The sequence below is a fragment of the Actinoallomurus sp. CA-142502 genome, from assembly GCF_050936355.1.
In the GTDB taxonomy this organism is placed as follows: Bacteria; Actinomycetota; Actinomycetes; order Streptosporangiales; family Streptosporangiaceae; genus Actinoallomurus; species Actinoallomurus iriomotensis.
In genome coordinates, this window is record NZ_JBNJMY010000001.1 from 5,544,317 (window position 1) to 5,566,977 (window position 22,661).

General features: G+C 71.8%; 20 protein-coding genes. 10 read left to right on the plus strand and 10 right to left on the minus strand.

Annotated features, from left to right (window positions below; genetic code table 11):
• Positions 1 to 3: 3 nt before the first annotated feature.
• Both ACQEV1_RS26405 and ACQEV1_RS26410 read right to left on the minus strand, forming a co-directional pair.
• Positions 4 to 1,512 carry a MutS-related protein gene (locus ACQEV1_RS26405; protein WP_433396762.1) on the minus strand — a complete coding sequence of 503 codons (1,509 nt, stop codon included), beginning with the start codon at positions 1,510 to 1,512 and terminating at the stop codon, positions 4 to 6.
• Positions 1,509 to 2,747: a MutS-related protein gene (locus ACQEV1_RS26410; protein ID WP_433396764.1), complete on the minus strand. Its 1,239-nt coding sequence runs from the start codon at positions 2,745 to 2,747 to the stop codon at positions 1,509 to 1,511. The genes ACQEV1_RS26405 and ACQEV1_RS26410 overlap by 4 nt, the downstream gene beginning before the upstream one ends.
• Between ACQEV1_RS26410 and ACQEV1_RS26415 the strand changes: the two genes are divergently transcribed.
• On the plus strand, positions 2,739 to 2,882 hold the full coding sequence (locus tag ACQEV1_RS26415) for a hypothetical protein (protein ID WP_285624413.1): 144 nt from the start codon (positions 2,739 to 2,741) through the stop codon (positions 2,880 to 2,882). The genes ACQEV1_RS26410 and ACQEV1_RS26415 overlap by 9 nt on opposite strands.
• Positions 2,883 to 3,146: 264 nt before the next feature.
• On the opposite strand, the gene ACQEV1_RS26420 is transcribed toward ACQEV1_RS26415, so the two are convergent.
• On the minus strand, positions 3,147 to 4,637 hold the full coding sequence (locus ACQEV1_RS26420) for an MFS transporter (protein WP_433396767.1): 1,491 nt from the start codon (positions 4,635 to 4,637) through the stop codon (positions 3,147 to 3,149).
• Positions 4,638 to 4,776: 139 nt separating this feature from the next.
• Between ACQEV1_RS26420 and ACQEV1_RS26425 the strand changes: the two genes are divergently transcribed.
• A complete protein-coding gene (locus ACQEV1_RS26425; RefSeq protein ID WP_433396769.1) occupies positions 4,777 to 5,376 on the plus strand; it encodes a GNAT family N-acetyltransferase in 600 nt (199 codons plus the stop codon).
• A 25-nt stretch (positions 5,377 to 5,401) separates the two neighbouring features.
• On the opposite strand, the gene ACQEV1_RS26430 is transcribed toward ACQEV1_RS26425, so the two are convergent.
• Both ACQEV1_RS26430 and ACQEV1_RS26435 read right to left on the minus strand, forming a co-directional pair.
• Positions 5,402 to 7,783, minus strand: a complete 2,382-nt coding sequence (locus ACQEV1_RS26430) for an ATP-binding cassette domain-containing protein (RefSeq protein WP_433396771.1) — start codon at positions 7,781 to 7,783, stop codon at positions 5,402 to 5,404.
• A 463-nt stretch (positions 7,784 to 8,246) separates the two neighbouring features.
• A complete protein-coding gene (locus ACQEV1_RS26435; RefSeq protein ID WP_433396773.1) occupies positions 8,247 to 8,588 on the minus strand; it encodes an ArsR/SmtB family transcription factor in 342 nt (113 codons plus the stop codon).
• 187 nt (positions 8,589 to 8,775) lie between these two features.
• Between ACQEV1_RS26435 and ACQEV1_RS26440 the strand changes: the two genes are divergently transcribed.
• The gene (locus ACQEV1_RS26440; protein ID WP_433396775.1) at positions 8,776 to 9,966 is read left to right on the plus strand and encodes a cation diffusion facilitator family transporter; all 1,191 of its coding nucleotides are present in this window, start codon (positions 8,776 to 8,778) and stop codon (positions 9,964 to 9,966) included.
• Positions 9,967 to 10,103: 137 nt separating this feature from the next.
• Here the strand turns inward: ACQEV1_RS26440 and ACQEV1_RS26445 are convergent, their stop codons facing one another.
• Positions 10,104 to 11,399 carry a COG4705 family protein gene (locus tag ACQEV1_RS26445; RefSeq protein WP_433396777.1) on the minus strand — a complete coding sequence of 432 codons (1,296 nt, stop codon included), beginning with the start codon at positions 11,397 to 11,399 and terminating at the stop codon, positions 10,104 to 10,106.
• Between the two features lie 91 nt (positions 11,400 to 11,490).
• On the opposite strand from ACQEV1_RS26445, the gene ACQEV1_RS26450 reads away from it, so the two are divergent.
• The 4 genes from ACQEV1_RS26450 (at position 11,491) to ACQEV1_RS26465 (ending at position 15,427) form a co-directional block, all read left to right on the plus strand.
• Entirely contained in the window at positions 11,491 to 12,159 is a 669-nt protein-coding gene (locus ACQEV1_RS26450; RefSeq protein WP_433396779.1) for a response regulator transcription factor, read from the plus strand.
• On the plus strand, positions 12,156 to 13,457 hold the full coding sequence (locus ACQEV1_RS26455) for an ATP-binding protein (protein ID WP_433396780.1): 1,302 nt from the start codon (positions 12,156 to 12,158) through the stop codon (positions 13,455 to 13,457). The genes ACQEV1_RS26450 and ACQEV1_RS26455 overlap by 4 nt, the downstream gene beginning before the upstream one ends.
• A gap of 524 nt (positions 13,458 to 13,981) precedes the next feature.
• Positions 13,982 to 14,596, plus strand: coding sequence for a DUF4097 family beta strand repeat-containing protein (locus tag ACQEV1_RS26460; RefSeq protein WP_433396782.1), 615 nt, complete (start codon positions 13,982 to 13,984; stop codon positions 14,594 to 14,596).
• 12 nt (positions 14,597 to 14,608) lie between these two features.
• The gene (locus ACQEV1_RS26465; RefSeq protein ID WP_433396784.1) at positions 14,609 to 15,427 is read left to right on the plus strand and encodes an alpha/beta fold hydrolase; all 819 of its coding nucleotides are present in this window, start codon (positions 14,609 to 14,611) and stop codon (positions 15,425 to 15,427) included.
• Between the two features lie 90 nt (positions 15,428 to 15,517).
• Here the strand turns inward: ACQEV1_RS26465 and ACQEV1_RS26470 are convergent, their stop codons facing one another.
• Positions 15,518 to 16,630, minus strand: a complete 1,113-nt coding sequence (locus tag ACQEV1_RS26470; RefSeq protein WP_433396786.1) for a methyltransferase — start codon at positions 16,628 to 16,630, stop codon at positions 15,518 to 15,520.
• A 282-nt stretch (positions 16,631 to 16,912) separates the two neighbouring features.
• Between ACQEV1_RS26470 and ACQEV1_RS26475 the strand changes: the two genes are divergently transcribed.
• Genes ACQEV1_RS26475 through ACQEV1_RS26485 form a run of 3 tightly spaced genes read left to right on the plus strand, consistent with a single transcriptional unit; the run spans position 16,913 to position 19,762 of the window.
• Positions 16,913 to 17,236 carry a DMT family transporter gene (locus ACQEV1_RS26475; RefSeq protein WP_285624384.1) on the plus strand — a complete coding sequence of 108 codons (324 nt, stop codon included), beginning with the start codon at positions 16,913 to 16,915 and terminating at the stop codon, positions 17,234 to 17,236.
• Positions 17,233 to 17,778: a TetR/AcrR family transcriptional regulator gene (locus tag ACQEV1_RS26480; protein WP_433396788.1), complete on the plus strand. Its 546-nt coding sequence runs from the start codon at positions 17,233 to 17,235 to the stop codon at positions 17,776 to 17,778. Before ACQEV1_RS26475 ends, ACQEV1_RS26480 begins: the two co-directional genes overlap by 4 nt.
• Before the next feature lie 28 nt (positions 17,779 to 17,806).
• Positions 17,807 to 19,762, plus strand: a complete 1,956-nt coding sequence (locus ACQEV1_RS26485; protein WP_433396790.1) for a hypothetical protein — start codon at positions 17,807 to 17,809, stop codon at positions 19,760 to 19,762.
• 39 nt (positions 19,763 to 19,801) lie between these two features.
• On the opposite strand, the gene ACQEV1_RS26490 is transcribed toward ACQEV1_RS26485, so the two are convergent.
• The 3 genes from ACQEV1_RS26490 to ACQEV1_RS26500 form a co-directional block, all read right to left on the minus strand.
• Positions 19,802 to 19,990 (minus strand): hypothetical protein, encoded by a 189-nt coding sequence (locus ACQEV1_RS26490; protein ID WP_285575638.1) that lies wholly within the window; start codon positions 19,988 to 19,990, stop codon positions 19,802 to 19,804.
• A gap of 136 nt (positions 19,991 to 20,126) precedes the next feature.
• Positions 20,127 to 21,701, minus strand: a complete 1,575-nt coding sequence (locus tag ACQEV1_RS26495; RefSeq protein WP_433396792.1) for an Imm49 family immunity protein — start codon at positions 21,699 to 21,701, stop codon at positions 20,127 to 20,129.
• A gap of 113 nt (positions 21,702 to 21,814) precedes the next feature.
• The gene (locus tag ACQEV1_RS26500; protein ID WP_433396794.1) at positions 21,815 to 22,573 is read right to left on the minus strand and encodes a hypothetical protein; all 759 of its coding nucleotides are present in this window, start codon (positions 22,571 to 22,573) and stop codon (positions 21,815 to 21,817) included.
• Positions 22,574 to 22,661 lie beyond the last annotated feature (88 nt).

Genomic DNA, 22,661 nt, shown 5'->3' on the forward strand with positions numbered 1-22,661 from the left:
CGTTCAGGCGTCTTCGGCGGGCGGGTTCAGTGGTTCGCCGAAGACGCGGGCGTACAGGTCGGCGGCGTGGGCGGTGGGTGAGGGCACTCCCGGGGTGAGGCGGAACGGGCGTTCGCCGTCCTGGCCGCGTGCGGCGCCGAGGAACAGGCTGCGCGCGGGCCGGTCGGTGCGCATCCGGTGGGCGAAGTCGTACAGGTGGGTCACGAAGACGACGCGGATGCCCAGGTCGGTGAGGGCCCGTACGATCTCGGCGGCGATGGTGGAGCCTTCGCGTTCGTTGGTGGACATGAACGACTCGTTGCACAGGACCAGGTCGCCGGGGTGGAGGGCGTCGGCGATGGCGCTCATGCGGATGAGTTCCTCTTCGAGTTTGCCGCTGGACATCGTCTGGTCCTCTTCGCGCCGGAAGTGGGTGTGGACGCGGCCGGTGATCGAGGCGGTGAGGGCGCGGGCGGTGACGAACATTCCGCTTTGCATCATCAGGTGGGCGATGCCGACGCCGCGCAGGAAGGTGGTCTTGCCGCCCCCGTTCGCGCCGGTGATGACGATGAGGTCGGTTTCGTCGGCGGTGATGTCGTTGCCGGTGACGGGCCCGTGGTGTCGCAGGGCGAGGCAGGGGTCGTACAGGTCCTGGGCGGTGAGGGCGTGGTCGGCGGGTGGGCGGGGTGTGGGCAGGCAGATCGGCAGTCCGCGGTCGGTGAGTGTCTCGGCGAGGTTGAGGCAGCCGATGTAGAAGCCGAGTTCGTCGCGTAGGGCGGTGAAGAAGCCGCGGACGTCGTTCGCGGCTTCGGTCGCGGCGTCGGCGATCACTTTGAGGACGCGGCCGCGGAAGGAGGTCAGGACGCGCCAGTCGTCGTCGTATCCGGGGATGGTGTAGGTGAGGCGGGACCGTTTGAGGCGTCGCCAGGTGGCGGAGCCGCGGCCTTTGGCGGGTGGTTCCCGCAGGCGGAATCCGGTGCTGCCGTTGCCGTCGCCGAGGTGGGCGGTGGCGATGACGCCGTGGTCGAAGTCGATCCGGCGCACGAGCGCCTCGAGTTCGGCGAGGTAGTCGTCGGTGAGGTGGTCGCGGATCGTTTCGAACAGGCGGGTGAAGGCGGCCGAGCGGAACCGTGGTGCGTGGGCGGCGGTGAACGCGTTGAGCGTCCGCAGGTGGCCGCAGAGCAGTTCCAGGGTGCGCAGTGACCGGTTGAGGAGCACCTCGGGGTTCCTGGCGCCGGCGCGGGTGCCGGCCTGTCCGGCGGTGTCCGCCGCGTCGGCCAGGTCGTACAGGGCGCGGGCGGCCGCGGGGTCGCGGAGGCAGTCGCCGAGCACGTCCTGGCGGTGGGCGATGGCGGCCGGGTCGGTCAGCGGGGTCAGGGTCGCGGTCCGGGCGATCAGGGTGAGTCGGCCGTCGCCGCGTGCCATGCCGGCCCACAGGCCGGGCAGTTCCAGGTCTTCGATGAGGTCGTGAAGGGGCGCGGTGTCGGCGGCCGGTGCGAAGTCGGCGTCGGGGAACATCAGCCGTGGTCTCATCGGCTGATCCGGGCGGTGAGCCGGGCGTAGGTCAGTCCGTGTTTCTCGGCGATGGCGAGGGCGTGGGCGTGTCCGTCGGCGGCGCGGCGCAGGAGTTTGTAGGTGCGGGCGCCGTCGTCGGTGACGGTGCTCACCACGCTCACCGCCTTGGGGTCGAGCCGGGACAGTTCGTCGAGGAAGCTGACCCACAGGCACGGTGCGTCGAGGCGGGACAGGGTGGTGAGCACGGCGGTGCTGAGGGCGCGGGCGTCTTCGGTGGTGGTGGAGGTGAAGATCTCGTTGAGCACGATGACGCTGTCGGGGGTGGCCTGGTCGAGGATCCGGCGCATCCGCAGGAGTTCTTCTTCGAGTTTGCCGGTGCGGCCGGTCTCGGTCCGCGGGTAGTGGGTGAGGATCCGGTCGGGCAGGAAGAGGCGGGCTTGGCGTCCGGGGACCGGGCAGCCGAGGGCGGCGAGGTGGTGGAGCTGGCCGAAGGTGCGGGCCAGGGTCGTCTTGCCGCCCTGGTTGGGTCCGGAGACCAGCAGGATCCGTTCGCCGTCGCGCAGTTCGATGTCGTTGCCGACGACGTGCCCGCCGGTGCGGGTGAGTGCGGCGGCGAGCGCGAGGTCGAACGCGTCCCGGGCGAGCATGCCTTTTTCGGTGGTGGAGACCTCGGGCCGGCAGAACGGCAGTCCGGCTTCGCGCAGGGGGGCGATGAACCGCAGGTAGCCGAGGTAGAAGCGGAGCTCGCGGTCGATCCGGGTGAGTCGCTCGTCGATGAGGGCGGGGTTGGCGGTACGGAAGGCGGCGAGGTCGGCGAAGACGGCGGGGTGCAGTTCGGCCACGAGGTCCAGGACGCCGGCTTCGAGGGTGTCCAGGCTCATGACGGTGGGCGGTTCCGGTGACGGGGCGGGCGGCTCGGCGGGTGGCCGGTCGGTGCGGAACCGGGCGAACGCGGCCAGGACCTGGTCGGCGAAGTCGAACCGGTCGGTGGGGTCGTGCGTGGCGATGGTGATCGTGTCGCCGCGTAGGAGCAGGTCGTAGTGGACCTGGGCGAGCCGGTCGCGTAGCCGCCGGGCCCGCTCCCCCGGTTCGGTGAACCGGGGGGTGGCGGTGTGCGCGGCGAGGTCCTCGCGCAGGGCCCGCAGGCCCCGCGCGGTGGCGGTGCGCAGCCCGTCGAGGAGCCGCAGAACGGTGGTCTCGTGCTCCAGGACGATGTCGAGGAACCAGCGGTTGGACTGCGGGGGGTGTTTCATCCGCTGGATGAGTTCGAGGCGTCGGCGGGTCCGGGCCATCGCGGTGGTGAACCGTTCGGCGGCCTGGTGCAGCTCGGGTTCCTGCAGGTCCTGGAAGACGTCCTGCCGGAAGGCGATGAGGGCGGGGTCGCGTAGCGGCCGGTGGAAGTAGGTTTCCAGGTTCGCGCCGTGGTGGTCGCGGGCGATCGCCTCGATGACCTGGTCGAGGTTCAGGTCGTGGAGGTGTTCCGGTGCGGGCTCGGGCGGGGTCTCGTGGTGGGTGAACAGGAGGCTGCGTATGGTCTTTCGCCTTTCGCCGGGGCGGGCTTCGCGGGGGCGGGTTTCGCGGGGGCGGGTTTCGCGGGGGCGGGTTTCGCGGGGGCGGGTTTCGCGGGGGCGGGTTTCGCGATGGAATTGGGATTATCGCTCAGGGGCGGCGGCGGGGACGGCGGTGTGGTGTGCCGGGCCGGTGTCGACGCCGTCGAACAGTGCCGCGGCCCGGGTGGCGGTGTGCCGGGCGCGGTGTCCGGTGCTGATCAGTCCCAGGGTGAGGATGCCGGTGCCGAGGCCGAGCATCAGCCACCACACGCGGTGTTCGGCGCCGGTGTAGGCCGTTCCGCCGCGGGTCAGGGCCGGTCCGACGGCCGTTCCGGCGATCGCGACGCCCAGGGTGACGCCGGTCTGGCGGCCGGCGGAGGCCAGTGAGGTGGCCACCGCGGTCATCGAGCGGGGCATCCCGGAGACCGCGGTGTTGGTGATGGGCGGGTTGACGGTGCCCAGGAAGACGCCGAACAGCAGGTAGACCGCGAGGACGGCCGGCAGCGGGGTGGCCGGTCCCAGGCCGAGTGAGGCGACGCCGCCCAGGGCCAGGGCCGCGCCGGCGATCACGAGGGGTACGCGCGGGCCGCGGGTGGCGACCAGCCGGCCGGTGAGCGGGGACAGCACCAGCACGAGCGCGCCGACGGGGAGCAGGCACAGCCCGGTGGTCAGCGCCGGCAGGCCGCGTACGTTCTGCAGGTACTGGGTGGTGACGAACAGGAACGCGCCGAACCCGCACATCGCCAGCAGCGCCATCGCGATGGCGGCGCTGAACGGGACGCTGCGGAACAGGCGTAGTTCCAGGAGCGGGTCGGCGCGGCGGGGTTCGTAGGCGAGGAGGCCGAGTGCGGCGAGGGCGGCGACGGTGAGCAGGGCGAGGATGACCGGTGAGGTCCAGCCCCGCGTCGGGGATTCGATGGTCGCGTAGACGACGCCGCCCAGCATGAGGATCATCAGGGTCTGGCCGACCGGGTCGAACCGGCGGGCGCGGGCGGCGCGGGACTCGGGCACGTACAGGGCGGTGGCGGTGATCGCGGCGGCCACGATCGGCACGTTGATCCAGAAGATGGAGTGCCAGCCGAGGCCGTCGACGAGGGCGCCGCCGAGGATGGGGCCCAGTGCGAGCGCCAGGCCGGTCATCGAGCCGAACACGCCGATGGCCCGGACCCGTTCGGCGGGGTCGGGGAACGTGGTGGCGACGATCGCCATCGCGACCGGGTTGAGCATGGTGCCGCCGGCGGCCTGCAGGGCACGGGCGGTGATGAGCCAGCCGATGCCGGGTGCCAGGCCGCACAGGAGGGAGCCGAGCCCGAAGGCGGCCAGGCCGAGCTGGAAGACGCGGCGGCGGCCGATCCGGTCGGCGGCGGATCCGGCCAGGACGAGGAAGCCGGCGAGGACGAGGGTGTAGGCGTCGACGGTCCACTGCAGGCCGGGTGTCGAGGCGTGCAGGTCGGCGCGGATCGCCGGGAGTGCGACGTTGACGATGGAGATGTCCATGACGGTGACGATCATGCTGGTGCAGCAGATCGCGAGGACGAGGAGGCGGCGCCTGCGGCTGCCGGCCGTGGTGTCCGGTGGCGTGGGGGTGCTCATGAGCCACGACGCTAGGATTTAGAGCGCGCTCGAAGTCAATGTACGGCCGGGATCGGGGGGCCACTCCCCTGCCGGGCGGGTTCCCGTGGCCGCGACCCGCCCTTTTCGGGTGTTCTTCAACGCCGATAACGTGCGGGCCATGAGCAGCAGTGCATGGTTCGACCGTCCGTCGCTGGCCGGAGAGTACGTCCGCCTGGAACCGCTCTGGCCCGAGCACGCGGAGGGGCTGTACGAGGCGGGCCGGGACCCGCAGGTCTGGCGGTGGCTGAACGTCCGGCAGCCGGCCGACGTCGCGGAGATGCGCCGCATGGTCGAGGCGGACGTCCGCGCGGTGGACGCCGGCCGGCTGCCCTGGGTGCAGATCGACCTCGCGACCGGGCGGGTCGCCGGCACGACGTCGTACTACGACATCGAACCGGCGCACCGCGGCCTGAGCATCGGGCACACCTGGATCGGCGCCCGCTGGCAGCGCACGGCGCTGAACACCGAGGCCAAACTCCTGCTGCTGGAGCGGGCGTTCGACGTGCTGGGTGCCATCCGGGTGGGCTGGCACACCCACCACCGCAACGAGCGTTCCCAGCGCGCCATCGAACGTCTCGGCGCGCGCCGCGAAGGGGTGCTGCGCAGCCACCGCATCCGGCCCGACGGCTCGGTCCGCGACACCGTGTGCTACTCGATGATCGCTTCGGAGTGGCCCGCCGCCCGTGACCGGCTGCGGGCCCGTCTCGCCTCCACCTGACCTGCCGTACGGGGCCGGTCGTGGTTCAGGCGCCGACGTAGGCGGCGAGGTGCTCGCCGGTGAGGGTGCCGCGCGCGGCGACCAGGTCGGCGGGCGTGCCCTCGAACACGATCCGGCCGCCGTCGTGGCCCGCGCCGGGACCCAGGTCGATGATCCAGTCGGCGTGTGCCATGACCGCCTGGTGGTGCTCGATGACGATGACGGACTTGCCGGAGTCGACGAGGCGGTCCAGCAGGCCCAGCAGCTGCTCCACGTCGGCGAGGTGCAGGCCGGTGGTCGGCTCGTCCAGGACGTACACGCCGCCGTCGGCGGCCATGTGGGTGGCGAGCTTGAGCCGCTGGCGTTCACCGCCGGACAGGGTGGTGAGCGGCTGGCCGAGGGTGAGGTAGCCCAGCCCGACGTCGGCGAGCCGGGTGAGGATCTTGTGGGCGGCCGGTGTGCGGGCGTCGCCGGCGCCGAAGAACTCCTTCGCCTCGGTCACCGGCATCGCGAGGACCTCGCTGATGTCGCGGCCGCCGAGGTGGTACTCCAGCACCGACGCCTGGAAGCGGCGTCCCTCGCACTCCTCGCACGTGACGGCGACCCCGGCCATCATCGCCAGGTCGGTGTAGATGACGCCGGCGCCGTTGCAGGTCGGGCAGGCGCCTTCGGAGTTGGCGCTGAACAGGGCCGGTTTGACGCCGTTGGCCTTCGCGAACGCCTTGCGGATCGGGTCGAGCAGTCCGGTGTAGGTCGCCGGGTTGCTCCGCCGCGAACCGCGGATCGCGCCCTGGTCGACCGACACCACACCGTCGCGGCCGGACACCGACCCGTGGATCAGCGAGCTCTTGCCCGAACCGGCGACGCCGGTGACGACGACGAGCACGCCGAGGGGGACGTCCACGTCGACGTCGCGCAGGTTGTGCCGTGAAGCGCCGCGGATCTGCAGTGTCCCCGACGGTTCGCGCACCGTCTCCTTCAGGGCGGCCCGGTCGTCGAGGTGGCGGCCGGTGGTGGTGCCGCTGGCCCGCAGGCCCTCGACGGTGCCCTCGAAGCAGACGGTGCCGCCCGCCGTACCGGCGCCGGGCCCCAGGTCGACGACGTGGTCGGCGATCGCGATCGCCTCCGGCTTGTGCTCCACGACCAGGACGGTGTTGCCCTTGTCGCGCAGTTGCCGCAGCAGGTCGTTCATCCGCTGGATGTCGTGGGGGTGCAGCCCGATCGTCGGCTCGTCGAAGACGTAGGTGACGTCGGTGAGCGAGGACCCGAGGTGGCGGATCATCTTGGTGCGCTGCGCCTCACCGCCCGACAGCGTGCCCGAGGGCCGGTCCAGCGACAGGTAGCCCAGGCCGATGTCGACGAAGGAGTCCAGGGTGTGGCGCAGCGCCGTCAGCAGCGGCGCGACGGACGGCTCGGCCAGCCGGCCGACCCATTCGGCCAGGTCGCTGATCTGCATCGCGCAGGCGTCGGCGATGCTGATCCCCTCGATCTTGGAGGAGCGGGCCTCCTCGCTGAGCCGGGTGCCGTCGCACTCGGGGCAGGTGGTGAAGGTGACCGCCCGCTCCACGAACGCCCGGATGTGCGGCTGCAGGGAGTCGACGTCCTTGGACAGCATCGACTTTTGGATCCGCGGGATCAGGCCCTCGTAGGTCAGGTTGATGTTGTCGACCTTGATCTTGGTCGGTTCCTTGTAGAGCAGGTCGTTCAGCTCTCGTTTGGTGAACTTCTTGATCGGCTTGTCCGGGTCGAAGAACCCGCAGCCGGTGAAGATGCGGCCGTACCAGCCGTCCATGCTGTACCCGGGGATGGTGAGCGCGCCCTCGTTGAGGGACTTGGCGTCGTCGTACAGCTGGGACAGGTCGATGTCGTTGACCGAGCCCCGGCCCTCGCAGCGTGGGCACATGCCACCGGTGATGCTGAAGCTGCGGCGCTCCTTCGTGGTCCGCCCGGCGCGCTCGAGGGTGACCGCGCCCGCCCCGCTGATCGAGGCGACGTTGAAGGAGAACGCCTGAGGTGAGCCGATGTAGGGCTTGCCGAGCCGGCTGAACAGGATCCGCAGCATCGCGTTGGCGTCGGTGGCCGTGCCGACCGTGGAACGGGGGTCGGCGCCCATCCGCTGCTGGTCGACGATGATCGCGGTGGTCAGCCCCTCCAGGACGTCGACCTCCGGCCGCGCCAGTGTCGGCATGAACCCCTGCACGAACGCGCTGTAGGTCTCATTGATCAGCCGCTGCGACTCCGCGGCGATCGTGTCGAACACCAGGGAGCTCTTACCCGACCCCGACACCCCGGTGAACACCGTCAGCCGCCGCTTGGGAATCTCGACGTTGACGTCCTTGAGGTTGTTCTCCCGCGCGCCGAGCACGCGGATCAGGTCGTGACTGTCGGCGGCGTGCGGCGCAGGCGACTGCGGGGTGTTCGTGCTCAATCCTGTCTCCATCTGTCGGGCGGAGCCGCGTTCGCGGCCTCCGTCGGTGTCGCCTGGCTCGATCTGACCAGCCTCGACGAGCAGTATGTCGGTTTTTGTGCGCTTCGACTCACGGGGCCGGGGTCGGACCCTGCGGTGACGCCGGGGGCGGGGCGGCGCTCTTCGATCCTGTGGCGGCCACGCTAGCGTCGCCTCCACCGCGCGCGCTTCTCCGATCCTGACCGCTCCGGTCACCGGCGCGGTTCGACGCACGGAGAGCCGTTGATTCGGCGCCACCGGGGGCGGCCTCGAGGCTGCGTGGACTGGCGCCGTACGGGCTCGTCGGCGGCCGGCATGAGGTCCGCACTCCCCCGGCCGGTCGGATGCCGGAGCTCACCCCGTGCCACGCGTCCGGGGGCCGTCTGGACCTGCGGGGACGACCGGCGTGTTCACCGTCACGAGCGGCAGCCGATCACGGGCGGGTTCAGTCGTGCGGGGGCAGCTGGGCGAGCTGGTGGTCGGCCACGCTCAGCGCCTCGTGCACCAGCCGCTGGATGTGCCCGTGACGCAGCGCGTACACGACCCGGCGGCCGTCCTTGCGGGTGGTGACCAGCCCGGCCAGGCGCAGGCGGGCCAGATGCTGGCTGACCGACGTGCGGCTCGCCCCGCAGGCCTCGGTCAGCGTGCTCACGTCCGCCTCCCCGTCGCACAGCCGCCGCAGCAGGACCAGCCGGGTGCGGTCGGCCAGCAGGCCGAGCACCGCGACGGCCGCCTCGACCCGCTCCCCGGCCGGTACCTGCGAACCATGCGCACCTGATAGATGCATGCGTGCGCTCATATGCACATAATGGGGTCTGAGCGGTACGGTGTCCAACCGGCCGCCGCAGGTTTTCCACAGCCGTCCCCCGCACCTTCCGCCCCCCACCCCCGCCCTGGACACTGGAAGTGGGCTGGAGCCCCCGGGAGGGAGGGGCGTGGGGCCGGGTGCTTTCGTAGAAGGGCAGGTGCCAGACGTGTGTGACACCCTCGCCGGCGGCTCGCCGCAGCATCACGCCGGTACGACCGCCCGCCGGGACATCGATGCCCACGGTCACGGGGCCGGTGAGCACCGCATCGATTCTCATCATCACGGTTCGCGGGGCTCGAGCGCGCACGAGCACCCCGACGGCCACCACGCGCACGCGGCGGGGCACGGTCACCGCCACGACGACGCCGGGCGTGCGGCGCGGCTGTGGCACGGGCTGTGGCACCTTCTCGTCCCGCACGGTCACGAGGCCGCCGACAAGGTCGACGGGGCGATGGAATCCTCCGCCGAGGGCATGCGGACCCTCTGGGTCTCCCTCACCGTGCTCGGTCTCACCGCCGCGCTGCAGACCGCCGTCGCGGCCTGGTCCGGCTCGGTCGCGCTGCTCGGCGACGCGCTGCACAACGCCGCCGACGCGCTGACCTCACTGCCGCTGGCGCTGGCGTTCGTGCTCGGCCGCCGGGCGGCCACACGCCGGTTCACCTACGGGTTCGGGCGCGCCGAAGACCTCGCCGGCGTCGTCATCGTCGCGGTCATCGCCGCCTCCTCGGTGCTGGCCGCCGTCACCGCGATCGACCGGCTGACCGGCCCCCGCGCCCTGACACACCTGCCGGCCGTCGCGGTCGCCGCGCTCATCGGGTTCGCCGGCAACGAGTGGGTGGCGCGCTACCGGATCCGCACCGGCCGCAGGATCGGCTCGGCCGCCCTGGTCGCCGACGGCCTGCACGCGCGCACCGACGGGTTCGCCTCGCTCGCCGTCCTGCTCGGCGCCGGCGGCGCGGCCCTGGGCCTGCCGCTGGCCGACCCGATCGTGGGCCTGCTCATCACCGTCGCCATCGCGTTCGTGCTCAAGGACGCCGCCCGCGAGGTGCTGCGACGCCTGATGGACGCCGTCGACCCCGCCGTCGTCGACCGGGCCGAGGCCGCGCTGCGCGCCGTACGGGGCGTGCAGGACGTCGCCGAACTGCGCACCCGCTGGATCGGCCACCGCCTCCGCGCGGAGGCCACCGTCGTCCTGGACGGATCACTCACCCTCCACGCCGCCCACCACATCGCCGTCGAAGCCGAACACGCCCTCCTGCACGCCGTGCCCCGCCTGACCGCCGCCCTCATCCACGCCGACCCGGCCCGTACGGGCACCGAGGACCCCCACGCCGCCCTCGCCCACCACCGCCCCTGACCCACGGACATCCTCCGCAAAAGGACTCCGCGGGCTCCGACGCCCTTGGGTGTTGTCCCCCGCCTGGTAGGGGGGTCGACCAGCAACGGCAGATTGGGCAGGTCACGCGGCGGGTGATCCGCCTACTTCACGCCCGTTCAGAAGCGGTGGCTCTTGAAGTCGGCCAGCAGGACCTTGAGTTGCTTCTCCTGCTTGGCGGCTGGGGCCGGCCTGATGTGGCCGTGGTCGATGGCGTACGTCTTGAGGACCGCGTCCATCTGGTTGTCGAGCAGGGTCCAGGTCTTCTTGTTGACCGCCTGCAGCGAGGTGGCGTCGGCGTCCCAGTCATCGCGCATCTTCTGCACGGTGGCATGGGAGGCTGCGGCCTTCCCGGCCCGGTCCTGGGCGATCGCCGTCTGGGCGAGGTTCTCGTACTTCGCCACTGCGGCGGTCGTCTGGTCGCCGGTCAGGGCCGGCTTCGGGCAGGCCGGCATCGTCTCGCTCTGGCCGGTCGGGTCGCAGGTGACGTGGGGCTGGTTGTGGGCCCAGACCATCAGCGCGGCGGTGCCGGCGGCGATCACGCCGAAGGCTCCCAGTGCGATGCGCTCCCGGCGCGGGTTGGTGGTGACTGACGGCGCGTGCGTCGCCTCGTAGCTCTCGGCGACGTCGCTACGGCTGATCGACAGGTAGATGACCGTCGCCAGGATGGCGCCGAGGAAGATCAGGCTCGTGATGAAGGTGCCCAGGCCGAGTCCGACCGGGTCGCCGGGGTTGGCCGCGACCTTCGGGGAGGCGAGCCAGTCACCGATGTTGGCGCCGAGCGGTCGGGTGAGGATGTAGGCCAGCCAGAACGAGAGCACCGGGTTGGCGCCGAACTTCCACAGCCCGGTGATCAACGCGATGAGGCCCAGGGGCAGGAACACCGACTGCGCGGGTGTCCAGTTGGTCAGCTCCAGCGTCCAGTCACCGGTGGCGGTGCCCAGCGCGAACGTCACCAGGACGGTCAGCCAGTAGAACGCCTCACGCGGGAAGGTCGTGATGCTGTGGATCGACAGGGTCCGCTCGCGCAGCCACCACACCCCGAAGACGAGGGCCAGCAGGACCGAGAAGACCGTCGAACTCAACCACAGCGGGACATGCTGCTTATCGGTGAGCATGTCGGTGTACAGCGTGCCGGTGACACTGACCACCACCACGGTCAGCCAGTACGGGAACGGGCTGTAGCGCTTCGTACGGAACTGGACCGTTAGCGCGACCGCGAATACCGCGGTGAACAACAGCATGGTGTTGGTCAGGCCGAAGCCGAGGGTTTCGTTGATGTAGTCGGCGAAACTCTCGCCGACGGTCGTGCAGAGGATCTTGATGATCCAGAACCAGACCGTGACCTCAGGCACCTTGTTGAGCAACTGCCGGCCGGTCGGTTCGCCCATCCGGATCTGCTGGGTTGTCGTCATCGGGGAAGGCTGGCATGGCGTGTCTGAACAAAACCTGAGCGCTTCGGCAGGCAGGTGGGCTCAGGTTACAGAGGGTCCGTAACCTGACGATGTGACCACTCACCGCGTCCTGGTCGTCGAGGACGACCACGGACTTCGTGACGTTCTCGCCCGGGGCCTGCGCGAGGAGCATTTCGAGGTGTTGACCGCCGCGGACGGAGCAGGCGCGCTGCGGACGATAGATGACCAGATCGACGCGGTCGTGCTGGACATCGGACTGCCCGACTCCGATGGCAGGGACGTCTGCCAGGCCATGCGCGCTGCCGGGTTGGACATGCCGGTCATCTTCCTGACCGCTCGTGACGGCCTCACATCCCGGCTTTCGGGTTTTTCCGCAGGCGGCGATGACTATCTCGCCAAGCCCTTCCACCTGGCCGAACTCGCCGCCAGAGTCCGTGCGGTGTTGCGCAGAGCCGGTCGCGAGGCGGCCACCGAGGTCGACGGGCTGCGACTGGACCCGGTCGCACACGTCCTGGCGACCGCGGACGGCACGCAGATGCCCCTTACACCCACCGAGTTCCGGCTGCTGGCCGCCTTGATGGCAGACCCCGGCGCGGTCGTCCGGCGACATGCCCTGGCGCGCTCGGCCTGGCCCGAAGGCGCCCAGGTCAATGACAACACCCTCGACCAGTACCTGACCCGCCTGCGCCGCAAGCTTCGTGAAGCCGGATGTGAGCGGGGCATCAGTACCATTCGCGGCGTCGGCTACCGATTCGCATGAGGGGCCTGGCGCCGGCGACTCTGCGTGGCCGCCTCGCTCTGGTCGCGCTGGCCACGACGGCGAGCTGGGTCGCGCTGCTCACCGTGGGCTTCAACCTGGCGCTTCACGCACAGCTACGTAGACAGGCCGATGACCTGCTGCGGACTCGGGCGGCGGCCGTGGCAGCGACCCTGCAGACCTGGCCGGACGGCCATATCCGAGTGCTGGAACCATCCGATGACCGCGCTTTGGATGTCGGAGTCTGGATCTACCAGGGTCACACAGCCATCGAGCGCCCTCGGGCGCCCAGAGGGCTGCAGGCGAGCGCGGACCGCATGGCCGGGCGGCGCAAGACCTTCATGGACATCAAGACGCCGCACGCCTGGAGGGTTTACTCGCTGCCGGTGATGTCCGAAGGCCGGCGCGTGGGCACGGTGGTCAGCGCGGTTGATCTTGACCCCTACAGCGACCTGGCCCGTCTGGTGCTGGCCGGTTCCGCCGTCCTCGCCCTGCTGTTGCTCTTCGGCGTCTACCTGCTGACTCGCGCGGTCGTTCGCGGTGCACTCCGGCCGGTAACACAGATGAGCGAGCAGGCCGCGCGATGGGGAGAGCACGGAACCCATCAGCGGTTCGGCGCGGAACACCGTCCCGCCGAACTCGCCGGGCTGGCGGGAAACCTCGATCAGCTCCTCGATCGGCTCTCCGCCGTCCTGCGCCACGAACAACAACTCACCGCTGAACTCTCACACGAACTACGGACTCCACTGGCCCAGATCACCGCGGAGATCGACTGGCTGATCACCAGAAACCGCACCGCCACCGAACGAGACGCCTCACACCAAGCGATCGCGGCGAGCGCCGCCACCATGCAGCGGATCTGTGAGTCCATGCTCACCATCCCCACCGATCAGGTCCGGGGCCGATGCTCGCCGCTCCACCTCGCCCGTGACCTCGCCGAACGCAACACCGAGGGGCCGCCGATCGTGGTCACCGGCAACGACGTGACCGCCGGGGTGCCCGCGAACCTGGTCGAGCGCATCCTCCTACCCCTGCTGAACAACGCCCGCCGCTACGCGCGGAACCAGATCACCGTGGAGTGCACCGCCGACGTCGAAATCATCATCACCGACGACGGTCCCGGCGTACCCGTGGAGCTCCGAAACGCAGTGTTCGAACCAGGCCGGCGCGCCAACCCCGACGACGGCCACGACGGCGTCGGACTCGGGCTCGCCCTCGCCCGACGACTGGCCCGTACCGCCGACGGAGACATCGCCATCGACGCGGCCGGACGATTCGTCATCTCCCTGCCCCGCGGCTGATCGCCCCCATCCCGGTCAGGGCTCTCCACTGATCCTCGGGTGCGGCCGCACCCGAACGCGTCCCCAGCCACCAAGTGGCGAAGGGCGATCGCCGTGGGGGCGGTGGCGGGTGTTCCGTTAGGGGATCGTCTACCGGAACACCGGCCGGCCGGAGCGGACCCGCAGGCCGGGGTGTACGAGACCTGTGTCGCGGGCGGTGAAGGAGAGCGAGTTCGGACACGGCGACGTTGGCCCGCGTGCTCAAAGATCTCCTCGTTATTCGCATACGGCCTGCGGGCCGCGTCCGGTACCGGGCCGCAGCGCGGTCTGCCGAGGGTCCGCCATGCTTCACCCATAGCGTTCACTTCCAATCCAACGCAACGAATGGGTGTGCGCTGTTGCGTTAAGCATCAAGGCCGCCGCAACGATTTTCTCGCGTTCACGTGCGCAAACACATCTCATGTGCAACGAGTATGTTGCTGGATTCAGAAAGGCAACGTAGCGTTTGCGATGTCAGAAACAACGCCGGCACCGAGGAACACACGATGCGAAAGTTCGACACCCCCCACCCGATCACCGTCGTCCTGAACGTCCCCGCCGGACGGGTCCAGCTGATCGCCGCCGACCGCACCGACACCACCATCGAGATCCAACCCGCCAACCCCGCCAAGAGCCGCGACGTCAAAGCCGCCGAGCAGACCACGGCCGAGTACACCGACGGCGTCCTGAAGATCCAGGTCCCGGCCAAGAACCAGTACCTCGGCCCGTCCGGCTCCATCGAGGTGACGGTCAAGCTGCCCGCCGGCTCCCACGTCCAGGCCACCGCCGCCAGCACCGAACTGCGCACCGTCGGCCGCCTCGGCGACGTCACCTTCGACGGCGCCTACCGCCACATCAAACTCGACGAGACCGCAAACCTCCACCTCACCGCCACCGACGGCGACATCCAGGTCGGCCGCCTCACCGGCCCCGCGCAGATCACCACCGCACGCGGCGACATCACCATCACCGAAGCCACCGGCGGCAAGGTCACCCTCCACACCCAGTCCGGCGACATCACCATCGGCGCCGCGGCCGGCGTCTCCGCCACCCTCGACGCCGGCACCACCCACGGCCGCGTCACCACCACCCAGGGCGACATCACCGCCCACAGCCTCTGAAGGAGCAGAACCATGACGGACACCACCACCAACAACACGACCCGCTCGAAGTGGACCGGCATGGTGCCGGTCGATGACACGGCCCTGGCCGTCACCGACACCGGCGGTCCCGGCGTCCCGGTGGTCTACCTCAACGGCCAGTTCGCCACCCAGGGGTACTGGCGGAGGGTCATCGCCGAGCTGGGACCGGAATGGCGGCACATCACCTACGACGAGCGGGCGCGGGGCAGATCGAAGCGTTCGGCGGACTACTCCTTCGAGGCCGCCGTCCGGGACGTCGACGCGGTCCTGGCGGCCCGGGGGGTGGACCGGGCGCTGCTGGTGGGCTGGTCCTACGGGGCGGTCGTCGCGGCGCACTGGGCCGGCCGGAATCCCGGCCGTACCCTGGGCGCGGTCCTGGTCGACGGCGCGTTCCCCCACGACTGGCTCGACGAGGCCATGGAACAGCGGATCCGGAAACTGTTCCGGCGGATGGGCTGGTTCACACCGCTGCTCCGCCCGACCGGCCTGACCCCGCGGATGACCGCCGAACAGCAGGCCGACAGCAACATCGAACTCGGCAGGCTCTCCCGCGAACGGGAGCTGGGCCCCGTACTGGACGACATCGGCGTCCCGGTGCGGTACGTGGTCGCGTCCGGGACCTCCTTCGGGAGCCACGGTGACGAGCAGGAACAGATACGCGCCAGCCTGGAGGCGGTGACCGTCCGCAACCCGAACATCCAGATCGGTGCGAAGGTCGCCAGCAACCACGGCGCGATCCTGAAGAAGGACTTCCGGGCCGTCGCCGAGGCCGTACACGAGGTCGCCGCCCTCGGTCGTGGGGAGCGCTGAGGACCTGGCCGGCGGACGAACCACCGCCGACCGGCTCCCGACCGTGAACCGGCCGTGAAGGGCCGTCGGACCAACGGGTCCGACGGCCCTTCACGTGCTCGACAGGCGCCACAGCGACGTCACTTCGGCGCTGCGGGCGGCGTGGAGGAGATCGGTGGTGTCCGCTGCCCGCGGGTGCCGTGGCCTGGTGTCGAGCCTGCCCGCCACGCGCAGGCCGGCCTTCTCGATCATGGTCAGTAGTTCGTGGCGGGTCCGCAGGCCGATGTGTTCGGCCAGGTCGGACAGGACGAGCCAGCCCTCGCCGCCGGGTTCCAGGTGGGCGGCGAGCCCGCCGAGGAAGCCGCGGAGCATGCCGCCGCCCGGATCGTAGACGCCCCGTTCCAGGTCCGAGGTCGGCCGGGCCGGAATCCAGGGCGGGTTGCCGACGATGAGGGCGGCGCGTCCCTCCGGGAACAGGGTGGGGCCCGTCACCTCGACGCGACCGGTGAGGTTCAGCCGGTCGACGTTGTCGCGGGCGCAGGCCAGCGCACGGGCGCTGATGTCGGTGGCCGTGACGTGCCCGACCCCCCGGCGGGCCAGGACGGCGGCGAGCACGCCCGTTCCCGTGCCCAGATCGAAGGCGCGGCCGGTCGCCGCGGCGGGGAGCGGCGCCCGGGCGACCAGGTCGACGTACTCGCCCCTGACGGGTGAGAAGACGCCGTAATGCGGATGGACGCGCGCGCCCAGGGCCGGGACCCGCACTCCCTTGAGGCGCCACTGGTGCGCACCGATCACGCCCAGGAGTTCGCTGAGCGCCACGGCCGTCGGCTCGTACGGCGGGCCGTACGCTTCGGTGCACGCCCGGCGGACGTCCGGAGCCCGGCGCAGGTCCAGTGCGTGATCGTCGTCCAGGACGACGACCAGCCGGCTCAGCACCCGGGCGCGGTGGCCGCGGAACCTGCGGTGACGGCGGAAGGACTCCAGCGGGGTGTCGCCCGGAGCGGGTGCCGTGATCCGGCGGTTCATCGCCTGCAGCAGCCGGCGTGCGACGTGGTAGTCGCCCTGCCACAGCAGTGCCGTGCCCTCACAGGCGAGACGGTAGGCGGTGGCGGCTCTCATCCGGTCGTCGGCGACGACGACCCGCGCGGGCGGCGGGAAGGCGTCCTCGGAATGCCAGCGGGCGGTTTGGGCGGTGCGGGCTTGGGTCCAGTGGATCGCGGGCACCAGGTACTCCTCGTGATCGAACGTGTGGATGACACGACGAGCACTTCGACGAGGAGCAGCGAGAACTCCGCCCGGTGCGGCGCACGGGCGTGAGGCGAGAGGGCGGGAAGGGCTACCGCTCCCGCGTCGAAGCGCGGGAGGAGACGTCGCCGAGAACCATGCCGAGCGTCACGATCGATCCCTTCCGGGGAGGCCGAGGCCCAAAGGCTCGCACAGCGCCGCGCCCACCGGCAAACTTGTACTTCCGTACTAGTACATTCGTACACGAACGGGGAGGCTCCCATGCCGTACGTGTTCCTGGGCCTGGCCATCACCTCCGAGGTGCTGGGCACCAGCCTGCTCAAGGCTACCCAGGGCTTCACGCGCCTGTGGCCCACCGTGACGTGCCTGGCCGCCTACGCCGGATCCTTCCTCGCCCTGTCGGTGGCGCTCGCCCGCGGCATGCAGGTCGGCGTCGGGTACGCCGTGTGGTCCGGGCTGGGCACCACGCTGATCGTCGTGATCGGCGCGCTGTTCCTGCACGAACCGGTCACCGCCGCCAAGGCCCTCGGCGTGGCGCTGGTGATCGCCGGAGTCGTCGTGCTGAACCTGGGCGGCGCGCGTTGACCGGCCGCCGCGACCCCGAGGGACGGCGCCGCGCCATCATCGAGGCCGCGTGCGCGCTGATCCCCGAGGTCGGCGTCGGCGGCCTGACCCACCGCGCGGTCGCCGCCCGCGCCGGCGTGCCGCTCGGGGCGACGACCTACTACTTCGCGACCCTGGACGACCTGAGCCGGGCCGCCCTGGCGCACGCCGCCCACTCCGCCGCCGACGGCCTGCGCGCCTGGCGTCAGGCCCTGCGGGCCGGTGACGACGTCGCGGCGACCGTGGCCGCGCTGACCGAGGAGTACCTCGCCGACCGCGACCGCGCGCTGACCGAGACCGAGCTGTACCTGGCCGCGGTCCGCCGGCCCGAACTGCGACCGCTCGCCCGCGCGTGGTTCGACGGCCTGGTCGATCTGCTCGGCGCGTACGCCGATCCGGGCGCGGCCGAGGCGGCGGCCTTCCTCATCGACGGGGCCCTGTTGCGCGCGCTCAGCGACCAGCGGCCGCTGGACACCGCCGGGCTCGCCACCGCGCTGCGCGCCGTCCTGCGGGCCGCCGCCTGACCGGCGGCCCGCCGGTAGCCTTCCCGGCATGTTCGACGGTCTTGATCATGTGCCGTGGCGTGACCTGACGTACGCGTTCCGGGGCGAGGCCGACATGCCGTCGCTGCTTCGCGCGCTGCTGGACGAGGCGACGGCGGCCGAGGCCGCCGACGGCCTGCTGAACGAGCTGTACCACCAGGGCGGCGCCGTCTGCTCGGCGGCGGTCGCGGCCCTGCCGTACCTGGTGGAGGCGGCCGGGTCGCCGCGGGTCGTCTGCCGCGGCGAGGTGCTGGAGTGCGTGGGGCGGCTCGCCTACGAGGCCCGTGAGGCGAGCCCGCGCGCGGTCGCCGACGGCTGGACCGCGGCCTGGGACCGGGCCGTGCCCCGGCTGATCGCGCTTTTGGACGATCCCGATCCGCGGGTACGCCGGGCGGTGACGTCGGTGCTGGAGGAGGCGGTCACCCACGCCGACACGGTCGTCGGCGCCCTGCGTGACCGGTGGGCCGCCCAGGACAGGGTCACCCGCCTCGACCAGGTCCTCACCGTCGGGGCGCTCACCCGCTTTCTGACCGTCGCGACGCTGCCCGAGACGCTCGGGTGGCTCCGCGGGCTGCTCGGCGACCCCGACGAGCAGTTGCGGTTCGCCGCCACGCTCGCGCTCCGCGAGGCGCTGCCGGGCCGTCCCACCGCGACCGAACCCGTGCTCACGGCGTTGTCGGGGGATCTTTCGGCGTGGTCCGGCAGCGAGCGGTTCTCCGGCGCGCCGGAGTTGACGGTGTGGTGGGCGCTGTCCCGGCTGGACCGGGACGCGGACGCCCAAGAGGAGATCTGCCTGGCGTTGCTGGGCCACGCCGATCCGGGCCGCCGCACCGGCGCGCTGCGCACCGCGGCGAACCTGCTGTCGTTCTCGCGTCGGCACGGCCGTCTCCTGCCCGCCCTGCGCGAACGCGCCGGCGACCCCGACGCGGAGAACCGCGTCCGCGCCCTGCACCTGCTGGCCGCGCACGCCGAGCCCGGTGGCCCGGACGCGGACCTGTTCGCCGCGCACCTGGACGACCCGGCGCGGACCGGGAGGTCTCCGGCGGCCGCCGACGTGGCCCTGTGGGGCCTGGCCTGGTCCGGCGACGAACGCTGCCTGCCGGCACTGGCCGAACAGGTGGGCCGCGACCGGCCGGGCTACCCCCTGCACTCCTCCCACACCGGCAAGACCTCCGGATACCCGCTGTGGTCGCCGGGGCTCCACCAGGTCCTCCGGCCGTGCGCGCGGTGGGCGCCGGCGCTGCTCCCGGCGATCCTCCGGCGGCTGCGCCCGGACATGGAGGAGGACCTGGGCCGTACGCTCCTGCAGACGCTCCAGGCGTGGGGTGCGGCCGCGGCCCCCGCGGCGCCCGGGGTCGCCCGGCTCCTGGACGGGCGGCTACGGCACTGGGCCGCCGACACGCTCGGCGCGATCGGCGTCGGCGCGGCCTCCGCCGCCCCCGCGCTGCGGCGCCTGCTCGACGCCCCCGGCGACGGACTGAGCCGGCCGTACGCGCGCGACGCGGCCGCCGTCGCCGTGCCCTGGGCGTACTGGCGTGTCACCGGCGACCCAGGGCCCGCGCTGCGCGCCCTGGTCCCCCGCCTCGGCGACGCCCACGCCCACACCGTCACCCGCCGCCTCGCCGACCTCGGCCCGCACGCGTCCGCGTCGGTCCCGACCCTTCGCCTCCTCGCCCGCGCCCTGGAACCGTGGACGGCCGTCGAGGCCGCGCACGCCCTCGCCGCGATCACCGGGGACACCGCCGAGAGCGGGCACGTCCTGTTCCGGCCCGTCGCCGACCTGCTCGAGGGCACCGCGCATCCCGTCGCCGGTGCGGCCGCGCGGTATCTGGCGGAGGTGACGGAGCTGCCCTCGGGGTACGTCGCGACGATCGAGGCGGTGCTGGCCGACGACCGGCGGCACAGCTGGGACGCCGGCTGGGCGGCGATCCACGACGACATCGAACTGCGCGCCGTCCTGCGCTGAGGCGGCGACCGGCCGCCGCCTCAGCGGATCGGCGGGCTCTCAGGTGGCGGCGGTGGCCGGGTCGGTGTGCAGGTCGCCGTGCTCGGCGCGGGCCATCGCGTTGATCGCCTCGTCCCTGGTCCACACCCCGCGCCGCCAGGACAGGACCCAGCCCTCGCCGGGGATGGCCATGGCGACCTGCGGGCAGCGGTCGCTGCTGATCCACTCGTCCCCGATCCTCAGCGCCATCCCTTCAGCCTACGGCCGGGACCGCCGAAGGCCGCCTGCGCGCGGTCATCGGACGGCGTTACGGGCCCGCCGGAACTCGGCCCTTGACCAACAGCCGAACGGCCGAGAGCGGGCGTCTCGGCGAGCGGGCTGGTCCTCAGCGTCGGCTGAGTCCTTCGATCACCGCGCGCGGCAGGTAGCCGGACTCGATCCGCACCGGGATGCCTCGGTCGTGGGCGAGGCAGGCGAGTCCGAGCGCGTCGAAGGAGAGCTGCCCGTCCGGGTCGTCGATGCGGTCGCCCGCGCTGTAGTAGTCGCGGTAGAGGCCGAGCGCGTCGGCGAGGACGGCGTTGAAGCCGTCCGCGTCGTCCTCGGCGATGCGCTCCAGCAGCCGGGCACGGGGGGCGCGCAGGCACTCCCAGTGTTCGTCGCCGGAGGTCTTGGCCAGCGCGTTCCGCAGATGCGGACGCGGGTCCTGTCCGCGCAGGACGGCGTGGCACGCGCGCGCGTAGGAGTTGGTGTCCGGGATCGTGGAGTGAAGGTCGTCGGCGTCGAACGCGGCCAGGATCGCGATGTCGGCCTGCCTGCGGGACGTCCATGCCAGCGCGGCGGCCCGCGCGTAGATCCAGTCGGAGGCGTCGCTGTTCGGCCCGGACGCGGGCAGTTCCTCGGTGCGTCCACCCAGCGTGACGGCGATCGCCGTGCCGCGCGGGACCGAGGCCAGCCGGAACGCCGACGCGAACGACTCGCTCGCCAGGACCAGCCCGTCGATGTACGCGGCGCTCTCGGCGCGCGGGTCCAGTACGGAGCGGAACGACAGCGCCATCACCATGTGCGTCCCGGGACCGGCCATCGCCGAGAACCGGAACTGGATGAGCACTTCCGGACTGAACGCGTGCTCCACTTTCCGCTGGGTGCGCTTGCTGACGTTCTCCAACCAGCGGGCGGCGCCTTCGGCGTCGAAGCCGGGGCGGGCGATCGGGCCGTCCGCGCTCGGCTTCGTGGGCCCGGCGCGCGTGAACAGCCGCTCGGGAAGGTAGCCGGACTCCACCTCGATCGGCAGTTCGGCCTCGAACGCGAGCGCGGCCAGGGCCAGCGGCCCCCAGGCGATCAGGTCGCGCGGGTACCTCCCGGCCCGCTCGCGGTGCCGCTCCAGCGCCGTGGCCAGGGCGGCGTTGAACGCGACGGCGTCGCCTTCGGCGATCGCGTGCAGCATCCGGCCCTCGGAGGAGTCCGGGTACGTCTCGGCGGGCTGTTTCGCCCAGAAGGCGCGAAGGCCTTGAAGGTCGTCGTCCTCGGGCAGGGACTGGACCAGCGGGTAGAGGCCGAGCAGGACGTCGTCCGTCCCGATGGCGAGCGCGACCTGGTAGGCCCGGACCCAGTCGTGCGCGCTCAGGCTCTCGTCCCGCTCCTGCAGGAAGCCGAACCCGACGCCCAGGTAGTCGACGAAGGCGCGGACCTCCCCGCCGGCCGGGACGGTCTGGGCGCGCGCATGGTCCCGGTACAGCGACGCGGCCGAGGTCAGCGCGAGCCACGTCTCGCGGGTCTCGACGCGCGGGTCGATCTCGACGGTGCGCGCCGCCGCGTAGTCCAGCAGCATGTCGGCGAGCATCTCGATGCCGAACGGGCCGCCGTTCCCGGCGAGCTTGGTGTCGCGGCCCAGCCGCTCGGGGACGGCCGCCAGAGCGGACGTGAGGGACTCTTGGGGAACGCTGTGACGATCAACGCGCATGGGGCGTGATCGTAGCGACCGTCAGCAGCCCCGGCGGACGAGCACCGACCGATGATCAGGAGTGCGGCCGTTTCTCCCGTATTCGGTTCCGCTGGTCGGCCAAGGGCCGGCTCCTAGCCCGCCGCGGCGTGCCGCTCGCCGAGGGCGGGTTCGTCCTCGTGGTCGCGTTTCTGGTTGACGTAGACGCGGGCCACGACGGTCAGGAGGGTGGCGATGATCAGCCAGGCGCCCGTGACCCACCACGGGTTCTCGGCCCGGTGGCCCAGCGGGAGGAGGCTGAACAACGGGCCGAGGAACAGCCCGGCGGCCAGGCCCCTGGTGGCGACCAGACCCGGCGTCGGGGCGGCGCGCAGGCGGCACAGCCGCCACACGCACGCGGCCGCCAGGAGCAGACCGGGAGGGATGACGATCACCGCGAGGACGAGGACCCGGGCGCGCATGTCGGCCGGGGCGTCCATCGTCTCCTGGGACACGCCCCCGGTCGCGATCTCGGTCAGCCGGCCGCGCCAGAGGGTGCCGGTGACCCGGTCGCCCTCGCCGATGCCGTACAGCAGGGGACCGCCGGAGGCGTACGCCGTCGTCCACCGCCTGCCGTCGGGACCGGTCAGGTAGGCGCGGTGCGAGTCGTTGCGGCCGCGGGCGTAATGGACGCCGGTCACCGTGAACGGCTCGGTCCAGCGGCAGTCGGCGGACCCGGACGGGGCCGCCGGGCAGCGTGCCGCCCGCTGGTAGGCGTGCAGGTCACGGACGCCGTCCGGTGCCTGCGTCACGACGAGGACGGCGACGAGCGAGACCACGGCGAGGGCACCCAGCAGGATGAGGACGGCCGTGACGGCGGCGCGTCGCGTCCTCGCCACGGACTGGTGAGACATGTCCCGCATTGTCCCATTTGAAGGATCATGGTGGTGACCCGCGTCCCGGTGATCGGCCTGGCACTACGATTCCCTGACGGGAACACGG

Bases quoted from the DNA above. Each gene is read 5' to 3' on its own strand.
- ACQEV1_RS26405 (WP_433396762.1), bottom strand. From the start codon at position 1,512: ATGAGACCACGGCTGATGTTCCCCGACGCCGACTTCGCACCGGCCGCC.
- ACQEV1_RS26410 (WP_433396764.1), bottom strand. From the start codon at position 2,747: ATGAAACACCCCCCGCAGTCCAACCGCTGGTTCCTCGACATCGTCCTG.
- ACQEV1_RS26420 (WP_433396767.1), bottom strand. From the start codon at position 4,637: ATGAGCACCCCCACGCCACCGGACACCACGGCCGGCAGCCGCAGGCGC.
- ACQEV1_RS26425 (WP_433396769.1), top strand. From the start codon at position 4,777: ATGAGCAGCAGTGCATGGTTCGACCGTCCGTCGCTGGCCGGAGAGTAC.
- ACQEV1_RS26435 (WP_433396773.1), bottom strand. From the start codon at position 8,588: ATGCATCTATCAGGTGCGCATGGTTCGCAGGTACCGGCCGGGGAGCGG.
- ACQEV1_RS26445 (WP_433396777.1), bottom strand. From the start codon at position 11,399: ATGACGACAACCCAGCAGATCCGGATGGGCGAACCGACCGGCCGGCAG.
- ACQEV1_RS26455 (WP_433396780.1), top strand. From the start codon at position 12,156: ATGAGGGGCCTGGCGCCGGCGACTCTGCGTGGCCGCCTCGCTCTGGTC.
- ACQEV1_RS26460 (WP_433396782.1), top strand. From the start codon at position 13,982: ATGCGAAAGTTCGACACCCCCCACCCGATCACCGTCGTCCTGAACGTC.
- ACQEV1_RS26465 (WP_433396784.1), top strand. From the start codon at position 14,609: ATGACGGACACCACCACCAACAACACGACCCGCTCGAAGTGGACCGGC.
- ACQEV1_RS26475 (WP_285624384.1), top strand. From the start codon at position 16,913: ATGCCGTACGTGTTCCTGGGCCTGGCCATCACCTCCGAGGTGCTGGGC.
- ACQEV1_RS26485 (WP_433396790.1), top strand. From the start codon at position 17,807: ATGTTCGACGGTCTTGATCATGTGCCGTGGCGTGACCTGACGTACGCG.
- ACQEV1_RS26490 (WP_285575638.1), bottom strand. From the start codon at position 19,990: ATGGCGCTGAGGATCGGGGACGAGTGGATCAGCAGCGACCGCTGCCCG.
- ACQEV1_RS26495 (WP_433396792.1), bottom strand. From the start codon at position 21,701: ATGCGCGTTGATCGTCACAGCGTTCCCCAAGAGTCCCTCACGTCCGCT.
- ACQEV1_RS26500 (WP_433396794.1), bottom strand. From the start codon at position 22,573: ATGTCTCACCAGTCCGTGGCGAGGACGCGACGCGCCGCCGTCACGGCC.